General features: G+C 74.7%; 15 protein-coding genes. 13 read left to right on the top strand and 2 right to left on the bottom strand.

Annotated features, from left to right (window positions below):
- Positions 1 to 75 precede the first annotated feature (75 nt).
- Complete coding sequence (locus tag IE219_RS21375) at positions 76 to 801, top strand: HNH endonuclease family protein (protein ID WP_189979868.1); 726 nt, start codon at positions 76 to 78, stop codon at positions 799 to 801.
- 78 nt (positions 802 to 879) lie between these two features.
- Positions 880 to 1,635, top strand: a complete 756-nt coding sequence (locus IE219_RS21370; RefSeq protein WP_189979866.1) for an N-acetyltransferase — start codon at positions 880 to 882, stop codon at positions 1,633 to 1,635.
- Positions 1,636 to 1,707: 72 nt separating this feature from the next.
- On the opposite strand, the gene IE219_RS21365 is transcribed toward IE219_RS21370, so the two are convergent.
- Positions 1,708 to 2,436 (bottom strand): Rv1352/Rv1906c domain-containing protein, encoded by a 729-nt coding sequence (locus IE219_RS21365; RefSeq protein ID WP_189979864.1) that lies wholly within the window; start codon positions 2,434 to 2,436, stop codon positions 1,708 to 1,710.
- Positions 2,437 to 2,586: 150 nt separating this feature from the next.
- Between IE219_RS21365 and IE219_RS21360 the strand changes: the two genes are divergently transcribed.
- The 7 genes from IE219_RS21360 to IE219_RS21330 all read left to right on the top strand — a co-directional run bounded on the left by IE219_RS21360 (position 2,587) and on the right by IE219_RS21330 (position 8,951).
- The gene (locus tag IE219_RS21360; RefSeq protein ID WP_189979862.1) at positions 2,587 to 4,677 is read left to right on the top strand and encodes an N-6 DNA methylase; all 2,091 of its coding nucleotides are present in this window, start codon (positions 2,587 to 2,589) and stop codon (positions 4,675 to 4,677) included.
- A gap of 42 nt (positions 4,678 to 4,719) precedes the next feature.
- Complete coding sequence (locus IE219_RS21355; RefSeq protein WP_189979860.1) at positions 4,720 to 5,319, top strand: hypothetical protein; 600 nt, start codon at positions 4,720 to 4,722, stop codon at positions 5,317 to 5,319.
- A complete protein-coding gene (locus IE219_RS21350; protein ID WP_189979858.1) occupies positions 5,316 to 6,866 on the top strand; it encodes a serine/threonine-protein kinase in 1,551 nt (516 codons plus the stop codon). Before IE219_RS21355 ends, IE219_RS21350 begins: the two co-directional genes overlap by 4 nt.
- Before the next feature lie 121 nt (positions 6,867 to 6,987).
- Positions 6,988 to 7,386, top strand: coding sequence for an LppU/SCO3897 family protein (locus tag IE219_RS21345; RefSeq protein WP_189979855.1), 399 nt, complete (start codon positions 6,988 to 6,990; stop codon positions 7,384 to 7,386).
- A gap of 115 nt (positions 7,387 to 7,501) precedes the next feature.
- Complete coding sequence (locus IE219_RS21340) at positions 7,502 to 7,906, top strand: VOC family protein (RefSeq protein ID WP_189979853.1); 405 nt, start codon at positions 7,502 to 7,504, stop codon at positions 7,904 to 7,906.
- A gap of 179 nt (positions 7,907 to 8,085) precedes the next feature.
- The gene (locus IE219_RS21335; protein ID WP_189979851.1) at positions 8,086 to 8,697 is read left to right on the top strand and encodes an RNA polymerase sigma factor; all 612 of its coding nucleotides are present in this window, start codon (positions 8,086 to 8,088) and stop codon (positions 8,695 to 8,697) included.
- Complete coding sequence (locus IE219_RS21330; RefSeq protein ID WP_189979849.1) at positions 8,694 to 8,951, top strand: hypothetical protein; 258 nt, start codon at positions 8,694 to 8,696, stop codon at positions 8,949 to 8,951. Before IE219_RS21335 ends, IE219_RS21330 begins: the two co-directional genes overlap by 4 nt.
- Positions 8,952 to 9,017: 66 nt before the next feature.
- On the opposite strand, the gene IE219_RS21325 is transcribed toward IE219_RS21330, so the two are convergent.
- On the bottom strand, positions 9,018 to 11,441 hold the full coding sequence (locus IE219_RS21325; protein WP_189979847.1) for a YfhO family protein: 2,424 nt from the start codon (positions 11,439 to 11,441) through the stop codon (positions 9,018 to 9,020).
- Positions 11,442 to 11,568: 127 nt separating this feature from the next.
- Between IE219_RS21325 and IE219_RS21320 the strand changes: the two genes are divergently transcribed.
- From IE219_RS21320 to IE219_RS21305, 4 genes are all read left to right on the top strand, one after another.
- Positions 11,569 to 12,564 (top strand): glycosyltransferase family 2 protein, encoded by a 996-nt coding sequence (locus tag IE219_RS21320; protein WP_189979845.1) that lies wholly within the window; start codon positions 11,569 to 11,571, stop codon positions 12,562 to 12,564.
- A gap of 122 nt (positions 12,565 to 12,686) precedes the next feature.
- Entirely contained in the window at positions 12,687 to 13,370 is a 684-nt protein-coding gene (locus tag IE219_RS21315; protein ID WP_189979843.1) for a SurA N-terminal domain-containing protein, read from the top strand.
- Positions 13,371 to 13,492: 122 nt separating this feature from the next.
- On the top strand, positions 13,493 to 14,068 hold the full coding sequence (locus IE219_RS21310; protein ID WP_189979841.1) for an IS607 family transposase: 576 nt from the start codon (positions 13,493 to 13,495) through the stop codon (positions 14,066 to 14,068).
- A complete protein-coding gene (locus IE219_RS21305; protein ID WP_189979839.1) occupies positions 14,061 to 15,698 on the top strand; it encodes a transposase in 1,638 nt (545 codons plus the stop codon). Before IE219_RS21310 ends, IE219_RS21305 begins: the two co-directional genes overlap by 8 nt.
- The last annotated feature ends 9 nt before the right edge of the window (positions 15,699 to 15,707 follow it).

Below are 15,707 nucleotides of genomic sequence, written 5' to 3'. Positions count from 1 at the left end.
GGGGCGTCGGACACGGGGGCGGCACGGTGGTGGGTGAGCGGCCCATATCGGGGGTTTTGCGCCTACGATTCCTCCGTGTCGATACGCCGAAAGCTTTCTGCCGCCGTCGGGCTCGCCGGGCTCGTCCTCCTCGCCGGGTGCTCCTCGCCCGGCGGCTCCTCCTCCGCCGCCTCGGGCACGGACCCCTTCGACAACCCCAACGGCGTCCGCGCGGGCCTCGCGCCGGTGACCGCGCGGGCCGAGCGGGAGAAGGCCCGGAAGCTGATCGACGGGCTCACGGTGAAGGGGCGCGGCACGAAGACCGGCTACGACCGGGACGAGTTCGGCTATGCCTGGATGGACAAGGTGGACGGCGTGCCGTTCGCCCGCAACGGCTGCGACACCCGCAACGACATGCTCCGCCGCGACGGCCGCGACCTGTCCTACCGGGCCGGCTCCAACTGCGTGGTGGTCGCGATGAAGCTGCCCGACCCGTACACCGGCACCACCATCGACTGGACCAAGGAGAAGGCGTCCGCCGTCCAGATCGACCACGTCGTCCCGCTGTCGTACAGCTGGCAGATGGGCTCCTCGCGCTGGTCCAAGGGCAAGCGGCAGCAGCTCGCCAACGACCCGCTGAACCTGCTCCCGGTGGAGGGCCGCGCCAACTCGGCCAAGGGCGACTCGGGCCCGGCCACCTGGCTGCCGCCGAGCAAGGACATCCGCTGCGCCTACGCGGTCCGCTTCGCCCAGGTGGCGGCGAAGTACGCGCTGCCGGTCACCGCCCCGGACAAGAAGGCGATGCTGGAGCAGTGCGGCTGAGCGGGCCCGCCGCGAAAGCCGGGGAGCGGTGTCCGATATTCGGTTGTCCATGACCGGAAAAGTTCCTAACCTGCGGCCATGGACCACGAACTGACGATCACCACGCTCGCCGAGCGACCCGAGCTCGAAGGGCCGATGTGGTCCATGAAGGACCTCTGGCCCGAGTTCATGATGTACGACCCGATCGGCTGGTCCCACATGGGCCGGATCGTGCGGGAGTTCCCCGAGTACGTCCTCGTCGCCACCGACCCGGCCGGCGCGGTCGTCGCCCGGGGCTTCAGCGTGCCCTTCGCGCTGGAGGCGGAGGGGCGGCGGACGCTGCCCGACCGGGGCTGGGACGAGGTCCTGCTGTGGGCCTTCTCCGACCTGCGGCACGGCAAGACGCCCGACACGGTCAGCGCCATCGAGATCACCGTCGACACCACCGCCCTGGGCCGGGGGATCTCGCACCGCATGCTCGCCGCGATGCGGGAGAACGTCCGCCGGCTCGGCTTCGCCGAACTCGTCGCCCCGGTCCGGCCGAACGGCAAGCACCTGGAGGCCGGTGCCTCCATCCACGAGTACGCCTTCCGGGTCCGCGAGGACGACGGGCTGCCGCACGACCCGTGGCTGCGCGTGCACGTCCGCGCGGGCGGCCGGATCGAGGCCGTCGCGCCCGCGTCGATGACGGTCTCCGGCTCCCTGGAGCAGTGGCGGAAGTGGACCGGGCTGCCCTTCGAGGCGGACGGTCCGGTCGAGGTCCCCGGCGCGCTGGTGCCCGTCCACTGCGAGGCCGCGCGCGGCTACGCGGTCTACGTCGAGCCCAACGTGTGGGTGCGCCACCGGGTCGCCTGACGCCCCGGGACCGGCCCGCCCCGGTCCCGTCCCTCCCCCTCGGACCTCCTGGTCCCGTGCCCTCCGGCCGGGTCAGGAGGTCTTCGTCCAGTCGCCGCAGCCGACGGACTTGAAGTAGCCGTCCTTGGCGCCGATCCTGACGATCGCCGTCCCGGTCGCGTTGTCGTTCGCGAGGATGCTGTTGATGCCGTGCGCGGCGTCCTTCGAGCGCTCCCAGTAGCAGCCCGCGTCCTTGTTGCCCGTGGACCTGTAGGTGCCGGGCGCCACGTCCACGCCGACCTTGAACATGCCGCCGTCGCCCTTGAGGGTCGTCCCGGGGGTCCCCGCGGCCTTGGGGTCGACGGCCTCCCAGGTGCCGCAGCCGGTGGACTTGAAGAGCTTGTCGGTCTTCAGGACCTCCACGTAGCTCGTGCCCGTCACGTTGTCGTTGGCGAGGATCGAGTCGAGCTCCCCCTTGGCGTCCTTCGAACGCTCCCAGTAGCAGCCCGCGTCCTCGTTGCCCGTCGAGCGGTAGAGGCCCGGCTTGACGTCGGCGCCGACCTCGAAGTCGCCGTCCCCGTCGATCGTGGCGGCCTTCTTCTTCTCCGGGGCCTTCGACGCCGGGGCCTCGGAGCCGGACTTCCCGGCGTCGGACTTCCCGGCGCCGGAGGACGCCGGTGCGGAGGACTTCGCCTCCGGGGCCTTCGGGTCCTCGCCGCCCCCGCCCACCGCCGTGCCGATGACGACGACGGCCACGACCGCGCCTGCGGCGGTGAGGACCTTGTGACGGGCGAACCAGGAACGCTGCGGGGAGTGGGTCATGACTGTGAATACCTTCCGGGTGGTGGCGATGGATCGTTCGTGACTCCGTGTTTCGATGACGTAATCACAGCAGAGCTTGTGAACCGAGTCAACCGTGTTCACGGGAATCGCATCGGATCACGCCGTGAACGGGGTTCGTCGGTATGCTCGATGCGCTCGGACTTCCCCACAGGACGGAGGGCGCAGGTGCCCGAGGACAGCGCTACAGAGGTCACCGCCGCCGGCATCGCCCGGCTCGCGGGCGTCGGCAGGGCCGCCGTCAGCAACTGGCGCCGCCGCCACGCCGACTTCCCCCGGCCGGTCGGCGGCACCGAGACCAGCCCCGCCTTCTCCCTCGCCGAGGTCGAGCGGTGGCTGCGCGCGCAGGGCAAGCTCGCCGAGGTCCCGCTGCGCGAGCGGGTCTGGCAGCAGCTCTCCGGCCACCCCGGCGGCACGGTCGCGGGCCTCGTCCAGACCGGCTGCGTCCTGCTCCTCCGGCGCGAGCGCGGCCCCGCCCTCGACACCCTGACCGCCCTTCCCGACGCCCGCCTCGCCGAGGCCCTGCCCGGCCCCCTCGAAGAGGTCCTCACCCTCCGCCTCGGCCTTCCCAGGGCCGTGCGCACCCCCCTCGCCGGACAGCTCGCCCCGGCCGTCCCGCTGCTCCGCGCCGCCCTGGAGCTCGCCGCCGAACTCGGCGGCCCCCGGCAGGCGTTCGAGTTCCTCCTCGGCCGCCACCTGGACGCCAACCCCCGCCAGTACACGCTGACCCCGCCGCCGCTCGCCGACCTGATGGCCGCCCTGGCCGCCGCCGCGACCGCGACCGCCGGGGGCCCGCCCGCCACCGTCCTCCTCGACCCCTCCTCCGGCACCGGCGGCCTCCTGCGGGCCGCCGTCCGCCCCGCCGTCCTCGCCGTCCAGGACGCCGACCCCGAGCTGGCCGCCCTCTCCGCGCTCCGCCTCGCCCTGCACGGCGACGCCGACATCCGCTCCGCCGCGGGCGACACCCTCCGCGCCGACGCCTTCCCCGACCTGCGCGCCGACACCGTCCTCGCCCACCCGCCGTTCAACGAGCGCGCCTGGGGCCACGACGAGCTGGCCTACGACCCCCGCTGGGAGTACGGCTTCCCGGCCCGCACCGAGTCCGAGCTCGCCTGGGTCCAGCACGCCCTGGCCCGGCTGCGCGACGGCGGCACCGCCGTCCTCCTCATGCCGCCCGCCGTCGCCTCCCGCCGCTCCGGCCGCCGCGTCCGCGCCGACCTGCTGCGCCGGGGCGCGCTGCGGGCCGTGATCGCCCTGCCGGCCGGCGCCGCGCCCCCGTACGGCATCCCGCTCCACCTGTGGGTGCTGGTCCGGCCCGGGGCCGACCCGCGGCCCCCGGCCGAGGCCCTCCTCGTCGACACCGCCGCCCTCGCCCCCGACGCGGGCCGCGACAAACTGCCCTGGACCGCCCTGCAGAACGCGGTGCTGGACGCCTGGGCGGGCCGCGCGGGCGACGAGTCCCTGGCCCGCTCCGTCCCCGTCGTCGCCCTCCTCGACGACGAGGTGGACCTGGCCCCCGCCCGCTACCTCACCGCCCCCGACGCGGGCGGCACCGCCGCCGAACTCGCCGCCGTCCGCGAGCGCCTGGACGAGACCCTGCGCCGCACCCTCGCCCTCAGCCCGGCCCCCGAGGCCGCCCGCCCCGCGCCCCGCCCGCTCACCACCGTCGGCGAACTGGCCCGCACCGGCGCCCTCCAGCTCCGCACCGGCGGCCAGGGCACCGCCCCCGCCGGCCGCGAGACCGCCGTCCTCACCGAGCACGACGTGCTCGCCGGCACCGCCCCCTCCGGCACCCTCCCGGAGGCCGCCGGGGAGCCGGAGGAGCCGGTGCTCGTCGCCGAGGGCGACGTCGTGGTGCCCGTCCTCGGCGGCGGCCCGGCCGCCCGGGTCGTGGACGCCGCCACCGCGGGCGCCGCCCTCGGCCGCAACCTCCAGCTGCTGCGCCCCGATCCGGCCGCGCTCGACCCGTGGTTCCTCGCCGGCTTCCTGCGCGGCACCGCCAACAACCGGCAGGCCAGCAGCTTCGCCTCGACCGCCACCCGGCTCGACGTGCGCCGCCTCCAGCTGCCCCGGCTGCCGCTCGGCGACCAGCGCCGGCACGGCGAGCGCTACCGCGCGCTCGCCGCGTTCGAGGAGGCCCTGCGCCTCACCTCCCGACTGGGCGAACAGCTCGTCCAGGGCCTCTACGACGGCCTCGCGGACGGAAGCGTCCGCCCGGGGTAGGAGCGGGGCTACTCTCGTACCCGGTCAGGAGTCCTTGGGGGGATGCGCGTGTACGGAGAGAAGCCGGTCGTTCCCGGGAGGAGACCCGGCGGCGCGTCCGCCGGGACGGTCGCCGTCCGCGTCGTGGTGACGGCGGCCGTGGTGCTCTCCCTCGGGCTGCTCGCCTGGGTGGCCATGCTGCGCCTCGCCATCATGCGGCGCACGCCCCGCGACTGGGCCCTGTTCTGGGTCCAGCTCGCCCTCACCGTGGGCTGCTTCGTGCTGCTCCAGGAGCGGTTCGCGAACTCCTGGCGGAGCGACGCCGGGGCGGGCCTGGTGATCGTCATGGCGGTCGCCGTCGTCTGGCACTACCTGGCGGCCGACATCCGGCACCACCGCGCGCCCGCCGCCCCGGTGCCCGCCCCGTACCCGCCGCCGGGGTACGGGTACCCGGCCGCGGGCACCACCGCGCCGCCCGCGCCGTACGGCCCGCAGGTCCCCAACCCGTACGCCGCCACCGTCCCGCACCCGGCCCCGCACCCGCTGCCCGCGCCGCCGCCCGGACCGCCCGCGGCGACGCCCCCGCCGACGCCCCGCATCGACCAGGTCCGCGCCGAGCTCGACGAGCTGAGCGACCTCCTGCGCGGGGACGGGGAGAAGTGAACGGCCGGGTCGTCGGCGGACGCTACGAGCTGGCCACCGTCATCGGCCAGGGCGGCATGGGCCAGGTGTGGACCGGGTACGACACCCGCCTCGACCGCCGGGTCGCGGTCAAGCTGCTCAGCCCCACCGCCCTCACCGGCCCGCGGACCGCCGCCGACGAGCTGCGCCGCCGCTTCGTCCGCGAGTGCCGGGTCACCGCGCGCGTGGACCACCCCGGCCTGGTCACCGTGCACGACGCGGGCAGCGACGCCGACGACCTCTACCTGGTCATGCAGTACGTGGACGGCGCCGACCTCGCCGACCACCTCGCCGAGCACGACCCGTACCCCTGGCCGTGGGCGGTCTGCGTCGCCGCCCAGCTGTGCGCGGTGCTCGCCGCCGTGCACGCGGTCCCGATCGTGCACCGCGACCTCAAGCCGCGGAACGTGATGGTCCGCCCGGACGGCTCGGTCACCGTGCTCGACCTGGGCGTGGCCTCCGTCCTCGACTCCGACACCACCCGCCTCACGCACACCGGCTCGCCCATCGGCAGCCCCGCCTACATGGCGCCCGAGCAGGCCATGGGCGGGGCCGTCGGCCCGCAGACCGACCTGTACGCGCTCGGCGTGCTGCTGCACGAACTCCTCTCCGGGAACGTGCCGTTCGCCGGCTCCACCGCCCTCGGCGTGCTCCACCGCCACCTGTACGAGCCGCCGCTGCCGATCCGCCAGGTGCGGCCCGAGGTCCCCGAGGCGCTGGAGGCGCTGGTGCTGCGGCTCCTCGCCAAGGACCCGGCGGCCCGCCCCGGCGGCGCGCACGAGGTGTACGAGGCGCTGCTGCCGCTGCTGCCCGCGCGCGGCGCCCCGGCCGGGCCGATGGACCCGACGCGGCCCTTCCTGCGCCCGCACGCGCCCTGGCCGGCCGCGCCCCGGGAGCGGGCGGTCCGGGCGGCCGTCCCCGACCCCCGGGTGTCGGTGCCCTCGGCGCCGCCGGTGCCCGCGCACGCCCCGGCCCCGCCGCCCGCGCCCGCCCGGCCCGACGTGGCCGCCGCCGTGGACGAGGCGAAGCGGCTGCTCGGCGAGGGGGCGCTCACCCAGGCCGTGGACGTGCTCGGCGGGATCCTGCCGGTGGCGGCGGCCGAGCACGGCGAGGGCTCGCCGGTGGTGCGGATCCTGCGCAAGCAGTACGCCTCCACGCTGATGGACGACGGGCAGTACCGGCGGGCGCTGCCGGAGCTGCGCCGGCTCGCGGCGGACGACCCGGACGACGCCGGGTTCCGCTACGACATCGCGCTCTGCCTGGAGCAGGTGGGGGACGCGGCCGGGGCGCTCGCGGAGTTCCGGGCGGTCCTGCCGGCCTTCGAGCGGGACGCGGCGCACGACCCCGGGCGCGCCTTCGACGTGCGGCGGCGCACCGGGCTGCTGCTGATGGCGACGGGCGCGCACGAGGCGGGCCGGGCGGAGCTGCACCGGCTGCTGCTGGACGCGGAGCGGCTGTACGGGCCGTACCACCCGCTGGCGGCGGAGCTGCGGCGGGTGCTGGAACACCAGCGGCGGATGGGGCTCTGACGGGCTGCCAGGATCACGACTCCGCAAAGAGTCAGGAAGTGGATCTTGACTATCACTTTTGTCTTATTTGCGGGTTGTAACGTTCGCGTCTGATCGTGTCCACTCCATCAAGGAATCAGCCATGACGACGCCCGCCGCTCCCCAGACCCCCGAGCCGCAGCACTTCGGCGCCCCCGAGGCCCCGGCCGCCCCCAGCGCGGGCAAGAAGGCGCTGAAGAAGGTCGGCGGCGTCATCGTCGCGATCATCATCGCCGTCGGCGTCAAGTTCGGCCTGCCCTACCTCACCGGCGACGCCCCGGTCCACGCCAAGGTCGGCGAGTGCGTCGTCGTCACCGGCGAGGAGAACGACCCCAAGGTCGACAAGACCGACTGCGGCTCCGGCAAGGCCGACCTCTACAAGGTCGAGCAGGTCCACGAGGACACCTTCGACGTCAACAAGTGCGGCGAGGGCTACGCCGCCCTCGCGCAGCAGCTGGAGTCGATGAAGTTCGTGCTCTGCCTCACCGAGGTCAAGAAGTAACCACGCCCCACGCGCGCGCGTGCCCCGCGAACGGGCCGCGCGAACGGCCGGAAGCGAACGCTTCCGGCCGTTCTCCGTTGTACGCCCCCGGCCCGCCCCGCGTACCGTCGGCGGGATGACCCACGACAACGCCTCCCCCGGGATCCAGCTGAACCACACCGTCGTCCACGCCTCCGACCGCGCCGCCTCCGCCCGCTTCCTCGCCGGTGTCCTCGGCCGCACCGTCGGCGCCCCCTTCGGGCCCTTCCTCCCCCTCGACCTCGACAACGGGGTGACGCTCGACTACTACCAGGCGCCCGAAGGCCCCATCCAGCCGCAGCACTACGCCTTCCTCGTCCCCGACGCGGAGTTCGACGGCATGATCGCCCGCCTGGAGGCGGCCGGGGTCACCTACTACTCCGACCCGGACCGCACCCGCCCGCACGAGACTAACCGCCTCTTCGGCGGCCGGGGCGCCTACTTCGCCGACCCGGACGGCCACAACATGGAGATCCTGACCGTGCCCTACGTACGCCCGTAGCCGCCGGGGCGAATCCTTCGCGCGCGTTCCCGGCTCCTATCCCCGTGGGGCCGGCCGCAGGGGCCGGGCCCGTACGAGGAGGACAGACATGACGATCGCCGTCGTCGCCGCGGCCGGAGCGCTGCTGATCGGCGCCTGCGCCTGGCACCTGACCCGCCGCTTCGGGAAGCGGGGCTGACATGGGCCGCCGCACCGCCTGGCCGGACGCGCGCCTGATCGAGGCCGCGCGCACCGGCGACGTGCCCGCGCTGACCGCCGTGGTCGTGGAGTCGCAGCCGCACGTGCGGACCTTCGCCCGCTCGCTGTGCGCCACCCCTCAAGACGCCGAGGACGCCGCACAGGAGGCGCTGATCATCCTCTACCGGAAGATCGGCACCCTGCGGGCGACCGGAGCCCTCGCCTCCTGGATGTTCCGCATCGTCCGCAACGAGTGCCTGCGGCGCCTCCGGCCGCCGTTCCCCACGGCGACCGGGGCGACCGGGGCGGCCGGAGCGACCGGGGACGGCTGGAACGGCGGGGACGGCTGGGACGGCGGGGAGGCGGGCGGCGGCGCCGAGCCCTCCGCCGAGGAGGCCGCGCTGCGGGGCCTGGAGGCGGAGCGGATCGCCGCCGCCATCGGCGCCCTGCCCCGCGACCAGCGCCAGGTCCTGATCATGCGGGACGTGCGGGGGCTGCCCGGCCGGACCGTCGCCCGCGCCCTCGGCATCGGCACCCCCGCCATGAAGTCGCGCCTGCACCGGGCCCGTACGGCCCTGCGCGCCGCGCTCGCCGCCGAGGGGGTGGCGCCATGAGGACCGGCCCCGACTTCGCCAGCTCCTCCGTCCCCCGCCACCTGCTGCGCGGACTCCTCGGCTTCGGCCCCACGGCCGCCGCCGTCGCCCTCGTCCCGCTCGCCGGACCACTCGTCCTGCTGGTGGCCCCGCTCGGCCTGATCGCCCTGCGCGGCTGCCCGGTCTGCTGGACGATCGGCCTGGTCCAGACGGTCTCCCGGGGCCGCCTCACACGCTCCTGCGAGAACGGCACCTGCACCCTCACCCGCCCGTGAACCCGCCCGCCCGCCCGGGCTCCTGGCGGTCCGGCTGTTCCTCGCCGTCCTCACCGCCCTCGCGGGCTACCTCACCGCCGTCCTCGCGCTGCCCGCCCTGCGCTGAGCCCACCGCCGCCCGGCCGGCCGCAGCAGCAGGGCCAGCGCCGCCGTGCCCCCGGCCGCGAGCCCCGGGAGCAGGCCGGGCGGCCGGAAGGAGCAGTCCAGCGAGGAGGCGCCGGAGACCCGGACCGCGAGCAGTCCCGCGTACGGCTCCACCGGGCCGCCCCGGCAGCTCCAGCCCGGGATCGCCGGGGCGGCGACCACCACCGTGCCGGTGGTGCCCGCCGGGAGGACCGCCCGCAGCCCGGCGGCGGTCGGCGTCACCGACAGCGCGGCCCCCGGACGGAGCGCGGCGACGGCGGCCCGCAGCCGCCCGTGGTCGAGGCAGCCGAGCTCGGCCGGGCCCCGGCCCGCCGGGACCTCGGGGCGGACGCCCGGCGCGGGCTGGAAGCCCAGCGAGACCAGCGCCGCCCGCCGCTTGGGCCCGCCGCCGAGCAGCCGCACCGGGGCCCGGCCGCCGAGCCGGGCCGGGCCGGTGCGCTCCGGCGCCCACAGGAAGACCTCGGTGCCGGCCGGGCAGGCACCGCCCTCGGCGGAGCCGTACACCCGGGCGCCCAGGAGGAGTTCCTGGTTGCGGAAGGGGGACGGGCCGAAGACGGGCGCGGGGCGGCCGGGGGGCCGTACCGTCACCAGCGGCAGGCTCGTCTCCGTCCGGACCACGGCGCCGTCCCGCCACCGGGCGCCCACCGCGAACAGGGCGTCGGTGACCGGGTTGTCGAGGCTGTGGAGGTTGCGGCCCCGGGAGGTCCAGCCGCCGCCGAGCCCGGTGAGCAGGCCGGTCAGCACGGCCGGGGTGTGACTGCTGTAGTAGGCGGCGCCCTGCCCGCCGAGGAGCAGCGGGTCGTTGCCCGCGACCCGGGGCAGGCCGGAGTCGGTGCGGCGGGCGGGCCAGGTGTCGGCCGCCGCGAGGGCCGCCGCCCGCCGGGCGTGCTCCGGCCCGTACGGCGGATAGTCGTCGAGGTGGCCGAGGCGCGCCCGGTCCGCGTGGGCGGTGGTCGCGGCGGCCTGCCCGAGCAGGGTGCCGGTCACCAGGACCAGGGCGAGCAGCCCGGACCGGCCCCGGCGGGGCAGCAGCAGGGCCCCGGCGACGGCCGCGAGCCCGAGCAGCCCGCCGAGCAGCGCCGGCCGCCCGGCCAGCGGGCTGGGCAGGGCCGCCGCCGTCAGCGCCAGCACCACCGCCGCCCCGCCGGCCAGCGCCCGGCGCGGCGGCGGGTCGTGCACGAGCCCGGCGTGCGCGGCGACGACGAGGAGCCCGGCGAGGACGAAGGTCTGCCGGTACGGGCTGCCGTTCGGGGTGGTGAAGAGGTGCCACACCAGGTGGCTCGGCCCCCACTGGGCGCTCGCGGCGACCGCGGCCGCGAGCCCCGGCCACAGCCACCGCTCCGCCACGGGCACGTCCCGCCGGAACAGCGCCGCGGCGGCGAGCAGCGGCACCCCGGTCCACACGAAGAGGGCGGGGGAGGAGAAGGAGTAGGTGGCGGGCAGCAGCCGCGCGGCCAGGTCGGCGCCGTCCGCCGCCGCGAAGTCCCGCACCACGCCCGGGTGGGCGGTCCGGGTGGAGAGCAGGACGGGGAGGAGGACGGGGGCGGCGAGGGCGGTGCCGAGCGCGGTGGAGACGGCGGCGCGTAGCACCGTCCGGGGGCGGAAGGAGCCGGTGGCGGCCAGCCGGGTGAGGAGGAAGAGGGCCGCGCCGAGGGTCGCCATCCAGGCCGTGTAGAAGTTCGCGGTCCAGCAGGCGGCGACGGTGAGCACGGACAGCAGCGGGCGGACGCCCTCCCGGGCCCACTCGGCGGTCAGGCAGAGCAGCGGCAGGGCGATCAGGCCGTCCAGCCACATCGGGTTGTACGCGCCCTCCGCCAGCGACCAGCCGCACAGTGCGTACGCGGCGCCGAGCACCGCGGGCCACCAGGGGGCCGGGGTGGTGGAGAGGCGGCGCAGCAGGAAGGCCATGGCGGCGGCGGCCAGCGCGGTCTTGAGGAGGGTCAGGCCGTAGACGGCGTACTCGATGTTCTCGCGCGGCACGAGGGCGACCAGCGGGGCGAGCGGGCTGGACAGGTAGGTGCCGTAGTCCGGCAGGAGGCTGGTGCCCCAGCCCGCCCGCCAGTCGACGAGGAGGCCGTCGGCCCGGCCGTGCAGCAGGTCCCACAGGCGCGCGTGGAAGGGGACGAACTGGTTGGCGAGGTCGTTGACGGACCGGTGGCGCGGCCCGAAGGGGAAGATCCGGGCCACCGCGTCCCCGGCGGTGACGGCGGTGACGGCGAGGAGTCCGGCGAGCGCGCAGGCGGCGGCGGTGACCCGGGACGGGCGGCCGGCGAGGGCGGCGCGGGCCGCGCGGACGGCGGCGGGGCGGGGGACGGGGCGGGGGGTGGTTCGCTGAGCGGTTCGCATGGCGCGTTCGAATATCGCAGTGCCGGGCCGGTCGGGGACGGGCGGCGCGGGGCCGTTCACGCAATGGCCGTTTCGCCGTCATCCGGGCGGACCGGGCGGGACACCGGACCCGCTTTGGGTGTGGGATGTGCTGCTCTCTCTCGTCGTCCCCTGCTTCAACGAGGAGGACGTCCTCACCCGCTTCCACGCCCGCGTGACCGACGAACTCTCGGCTCTCGACGGGGAGTTCGAGATCGTCTACGTGGACGACGGAAGCCGGGACGGGACCCTCCCGCTGCTGCGGGGCCTCGCCGCCGCCGACCCCGACCGGGTCCGCTTCGTCTCCTTCAGCCGCAACTTCGGCAAGGAGGCCGCCATGCTCGCCGGCCTCCGGCACGCGGCCGGCGACGCCGTCGTGATCATGGACGCGGACCTCCAGCACCCGCCGGAGCTGGTCCACCGCATGGTCGCCCTGCACCGCGAGGGGTACGACCAGGTCGTCGCCCGCCGCACCCGCGAGGGCGACCGGGTCACCCGCACCCTCACCGCCCGCCTCTACTACCGGGCCATCAACCGGCTCGTCGACGTCGAACTCGTCGACGGCGTGGGCGACTTCCGGCTCCTCTCCCGCCGCACCGTGGACGCCGTCCTCGGCCTGGGGGAGTACAACCGCTTCTCCAAGGGCCTCTTCTCCTGGGTCGGCTTCCGCACCACGACCTTCTCCTACGAGAACGCGGTGCGCGAGGAGGGCCGGTCCAAGTGGACCTTCGGCAAGCTCCTCAACTACGGCCTGGACGGCCTGATCTCCTTCAACGACAAGCCGCTGCGGGCCGCCGTCTACCTCGGCCTCCTCCTCGTCGGCGTCGCCTTCGCCTACGCCGCCTGGATCGTCGCCGTCGCCCTCGCCAGCGGCGTCGACACGCCCGGCTACGTCACCCTCCTCGTCGCCGTCACCGCCCTCGCCGGCGTCCAGATGGTCATGGTCGGCCTGATCGGCGAATACGTCGGCCGCATCTACTACGAGGTCAAGCGCCGCCCGCACTACCTGGTGGCGGAGACGCACGCGGGCCGGGAGACCGGCACAGCCCCGGCCGACACCCGGGCGGCGGGTGCCTCGTTGTGGGAGACGGTCGTCCGGAAGTGACCACCGGGACGCGGTGACGGGCAAGTTGTCCGTGCGAAGTGGTGGCTACGGCCCCGGCGACTCCCTACCATCGATCTTCGCAAGGTCGTCCAACTGACGCACGACCAGCCCGGGAGGCTCCTTTGCACCGCCGCGACCGCCGCCGTTCCGCCCGCCGCACCGCACTCGCCGTCTCCGCCGCGCTCCTCGGCGCGGCCCCGCTGCTCACCGCGTGCGGCAGCGACGCCCATCCGGGGGCCGCGGCCGTCGTCGGCGGCGAGCGCATCGACGTCTCCAGTCTCCAGGCCCAGGTGAAGGCCGCCCGGGACGCGCAGTCCGCGTCCCCCCAGGGCGCCCAGATGATCAAGGCCACCGGGGACCTCGGCCGGCAGAAGCTCAACGCCATGATCTTCGACCGCATCCTCGGCCGGGTCGCCTCGGACGCGGGCGTCACCGCCGAGCGCGGCGAACTCCAGCAGACCCGCGCCGCCTTCGTCCGCCAGAACGGCGGCGAGGCCGGACTCGCCGCCGTCCTGCTCCAGCAGCAGGGCGTCGCCCCCGGCCAGATCGACGACGTCGTCCGGCGTAACGTCCTCATGACGAAGATCATCGAGAAGGAGGGGATCACCGAGACCCCCGAGGGCCAGAAGCGGCTCCAGGAGCTGTTCTCCACCGCCTCCAAGGCCCTCGCCATCGACGTGAACCCCCGCTACGGCGCCTGGGACGACACCAAGGTCCAGCTCGACGGCGGCAAGGACACCACCCCCTGGCTGACCCGCGTCACCCCCGACCAGAGCGCCGCCGGCGCCGAGCAGCTCCCGGGCTGACGTCCGGTCCGCCCGGCCGCCGCCCCGGGCCGGGGCGGCGGCCGGGCGGGGTCTCCACCTGCTGGTCCTCGAAGGCGGGCAAGTGAGCGTAACCATGTATGAGTGAGTGTCATCGTCGGAGCGTGAATCTGACGGAATGGGCGAAGACGCAGGGCGTGCATCCGCAGACCGCGTATCGCTGGTTCCGTGAGGGGACGTTGCCGGTACCGGCTCAGCGGGTCGGGCCACGCACGATCCTGGTGAACATCGAGGCCAATACCACGCCGGAAGCTGTGGGCGGCCTCGGGCTGTACGCCCGCGTCTCCTCCCACGACCAGAAGGCCGATCTGGAGCGCCAGGTGGCGCGGTTGTCCGCGTGGGCGGCGAAGGCCGGGCACAAGGTGGTGCGGGTCGATTCCGAGATCGCCTCCGGTATGAACGGATGCCGCTCGAAAGCGCGTCGCCTGCTCGCTGATCCGGCCGTCACCACGGTCGTGGTCGAGCACAAGGACCGCCTCGGCCGGATGAACGTCGAACTCGTCGAAGCCGCCCTGTCCGCATCCGGCCGGCGTCTGCTGGTCCTTGACGAAGGCGAAGTCGAAGACGACCTCGTGCGCGACATGGTGGAGGTGCTGACCTCGTTCTGCGCTCGCCTGTACGGCCGTAGGTCGGCGAAGAACCGGGCGCGAAAGGCGTTGGAGGCCGCCGAGCATGGGTGACCTGCGCACTATTGATGCGCCGTTCGTTGCCCTCGGCCCTACCGGTGTGGCGATCCGCGACCGGCTGGGGCACCTCACCGCGACCGATGAGAAGGTGCTGCGCCTGGTCGGCGCACACCTCGGGTCGCTCGCGTCTCGCGACCTCAAGACGCGCTGCCAGGGCGGTTCGGGGCACTCCACGGACACATGGGCGGCGAGGAAGCGGGAGTTGACCGCCGAGTCGTCTTCGCGCTGGGCCGGGTCGATCACGAAGGCCACGCACGATCAGTGGGCGTTGTCCCGCCGCTGTCAGCTCGCCCACATCCAGGGCCTCGAAGCCGGCATCAAGACGATCACGCATCGACTGTCCCAGCCGATCGGGGAGAGGGGAACCAAGAGGGCGCCGGGCGGATACCGCAGCGAGCGGGAGTGGCACGCGAAGACCCGTCGTCCGGCCACGCTTGAGGACCGGCTGGAGCATGAGCGCGCCGACCGTGAGAAGGGCGTCGTGCATGTGGTGCGCGGCGGAAAGCACCTGGCTCGTAACCGGCACAACCTCGAAGCGGCGGAGCTCACCGAAACGGAGTGGCGGCAGCGGTGGGAGGCAGAGCGCTGGTTCCTCGCCGCCGACGGCGAGTCCGGCAAGCACCACGGGAACGAGACGATCCGCGTCACGCCCGACGGTGAGGTCAGCATCAAGCTCCCCGCACCGCTGGCCGAGTACGCGAACGCTCGGCACGGCCGGTACGTGCTGGCCGCGAAGGTCCGCTTCCCGCACCGGGGCACCGAGTGGGCCGACCGTATCGAGGCTGACCGGGCCGTCGCCTACCGCATCCACCTGGACGTGGACCGAGGACGCTGGTATCTCACCGCGTCCTGGCAGATCCCGCCCGCGAAGACGATTCCGCTGGAGGCCGCCCTCGCCCAGGGCGTGGTCGGCGTGGACACCAACGCCGACCACCTCGCCGCCTGGCGCCTGGACGCCCACGGCAACCCGATCGGCGCACCGCGCCGCTTCTTCTACGACCTCACCGGCACCGCTGACCACCGTGACGCCCAGGTCAGGCATGCCCTGTCGCGGCTACTGAACTGGGCCGGGTCCTGCGGCGTGAAGGCTATCGCCGTGGAGGACCTGGACTTCGCCGCGGAGAAGACCCGCGAGAAGCACGGCCGGCGCCGGCGCTTCCGCCGGCTCATCTCCGGCATGCCCACCGGCAAACTCCGCGCCCGTCTCACATCGATGGCCGACCAGACCGGTATCGCGATCATCGCCGTCGATCCCGCGTACACCTCGAAGTGGGGCGCCCAGCACTGGCAGAAGCCCCTCACCAGCAACACCCGCAAGACCACCCGTCACGATGCGGCGAGCATCGCGATCGGACGACGCGCCCAAGGGCACCCGATCCGGCGACGGACGGCACCGCCCCCACACGACCGGAGCGATCGTGCGGGGCATCGGACCGTTCAGGCCCGACCGGCAGCCCTCGGGCGTGAGGGACCCCGCCCCCGCATCCCCGGACCACGGACACGATCCGTGCCGCCGGACGCGGCGAGAACGCGGGCGACCAGGACATCCACAACCGTTCGGGATGTCCGCAGTGAGCAGGAATGGGTCCAAGACTCACTCCTGCTCACTGATGAGGAACGGTAGGTTCGGAGG

The sequence above is a fragment of the Streptomyces termitum genome (assembly GCF_014650175.1).
Lineage (GTDB): Bacteria > Actinomycetota > Actinomycetes > Streptomycetales > Streptomycetaceae > Streptomyces > Streptomyces termitum.
Note: the sequence above shows the minus strand (reverse complement) of the source record. Positions and strands in the feature narration are given on the sequence as shown.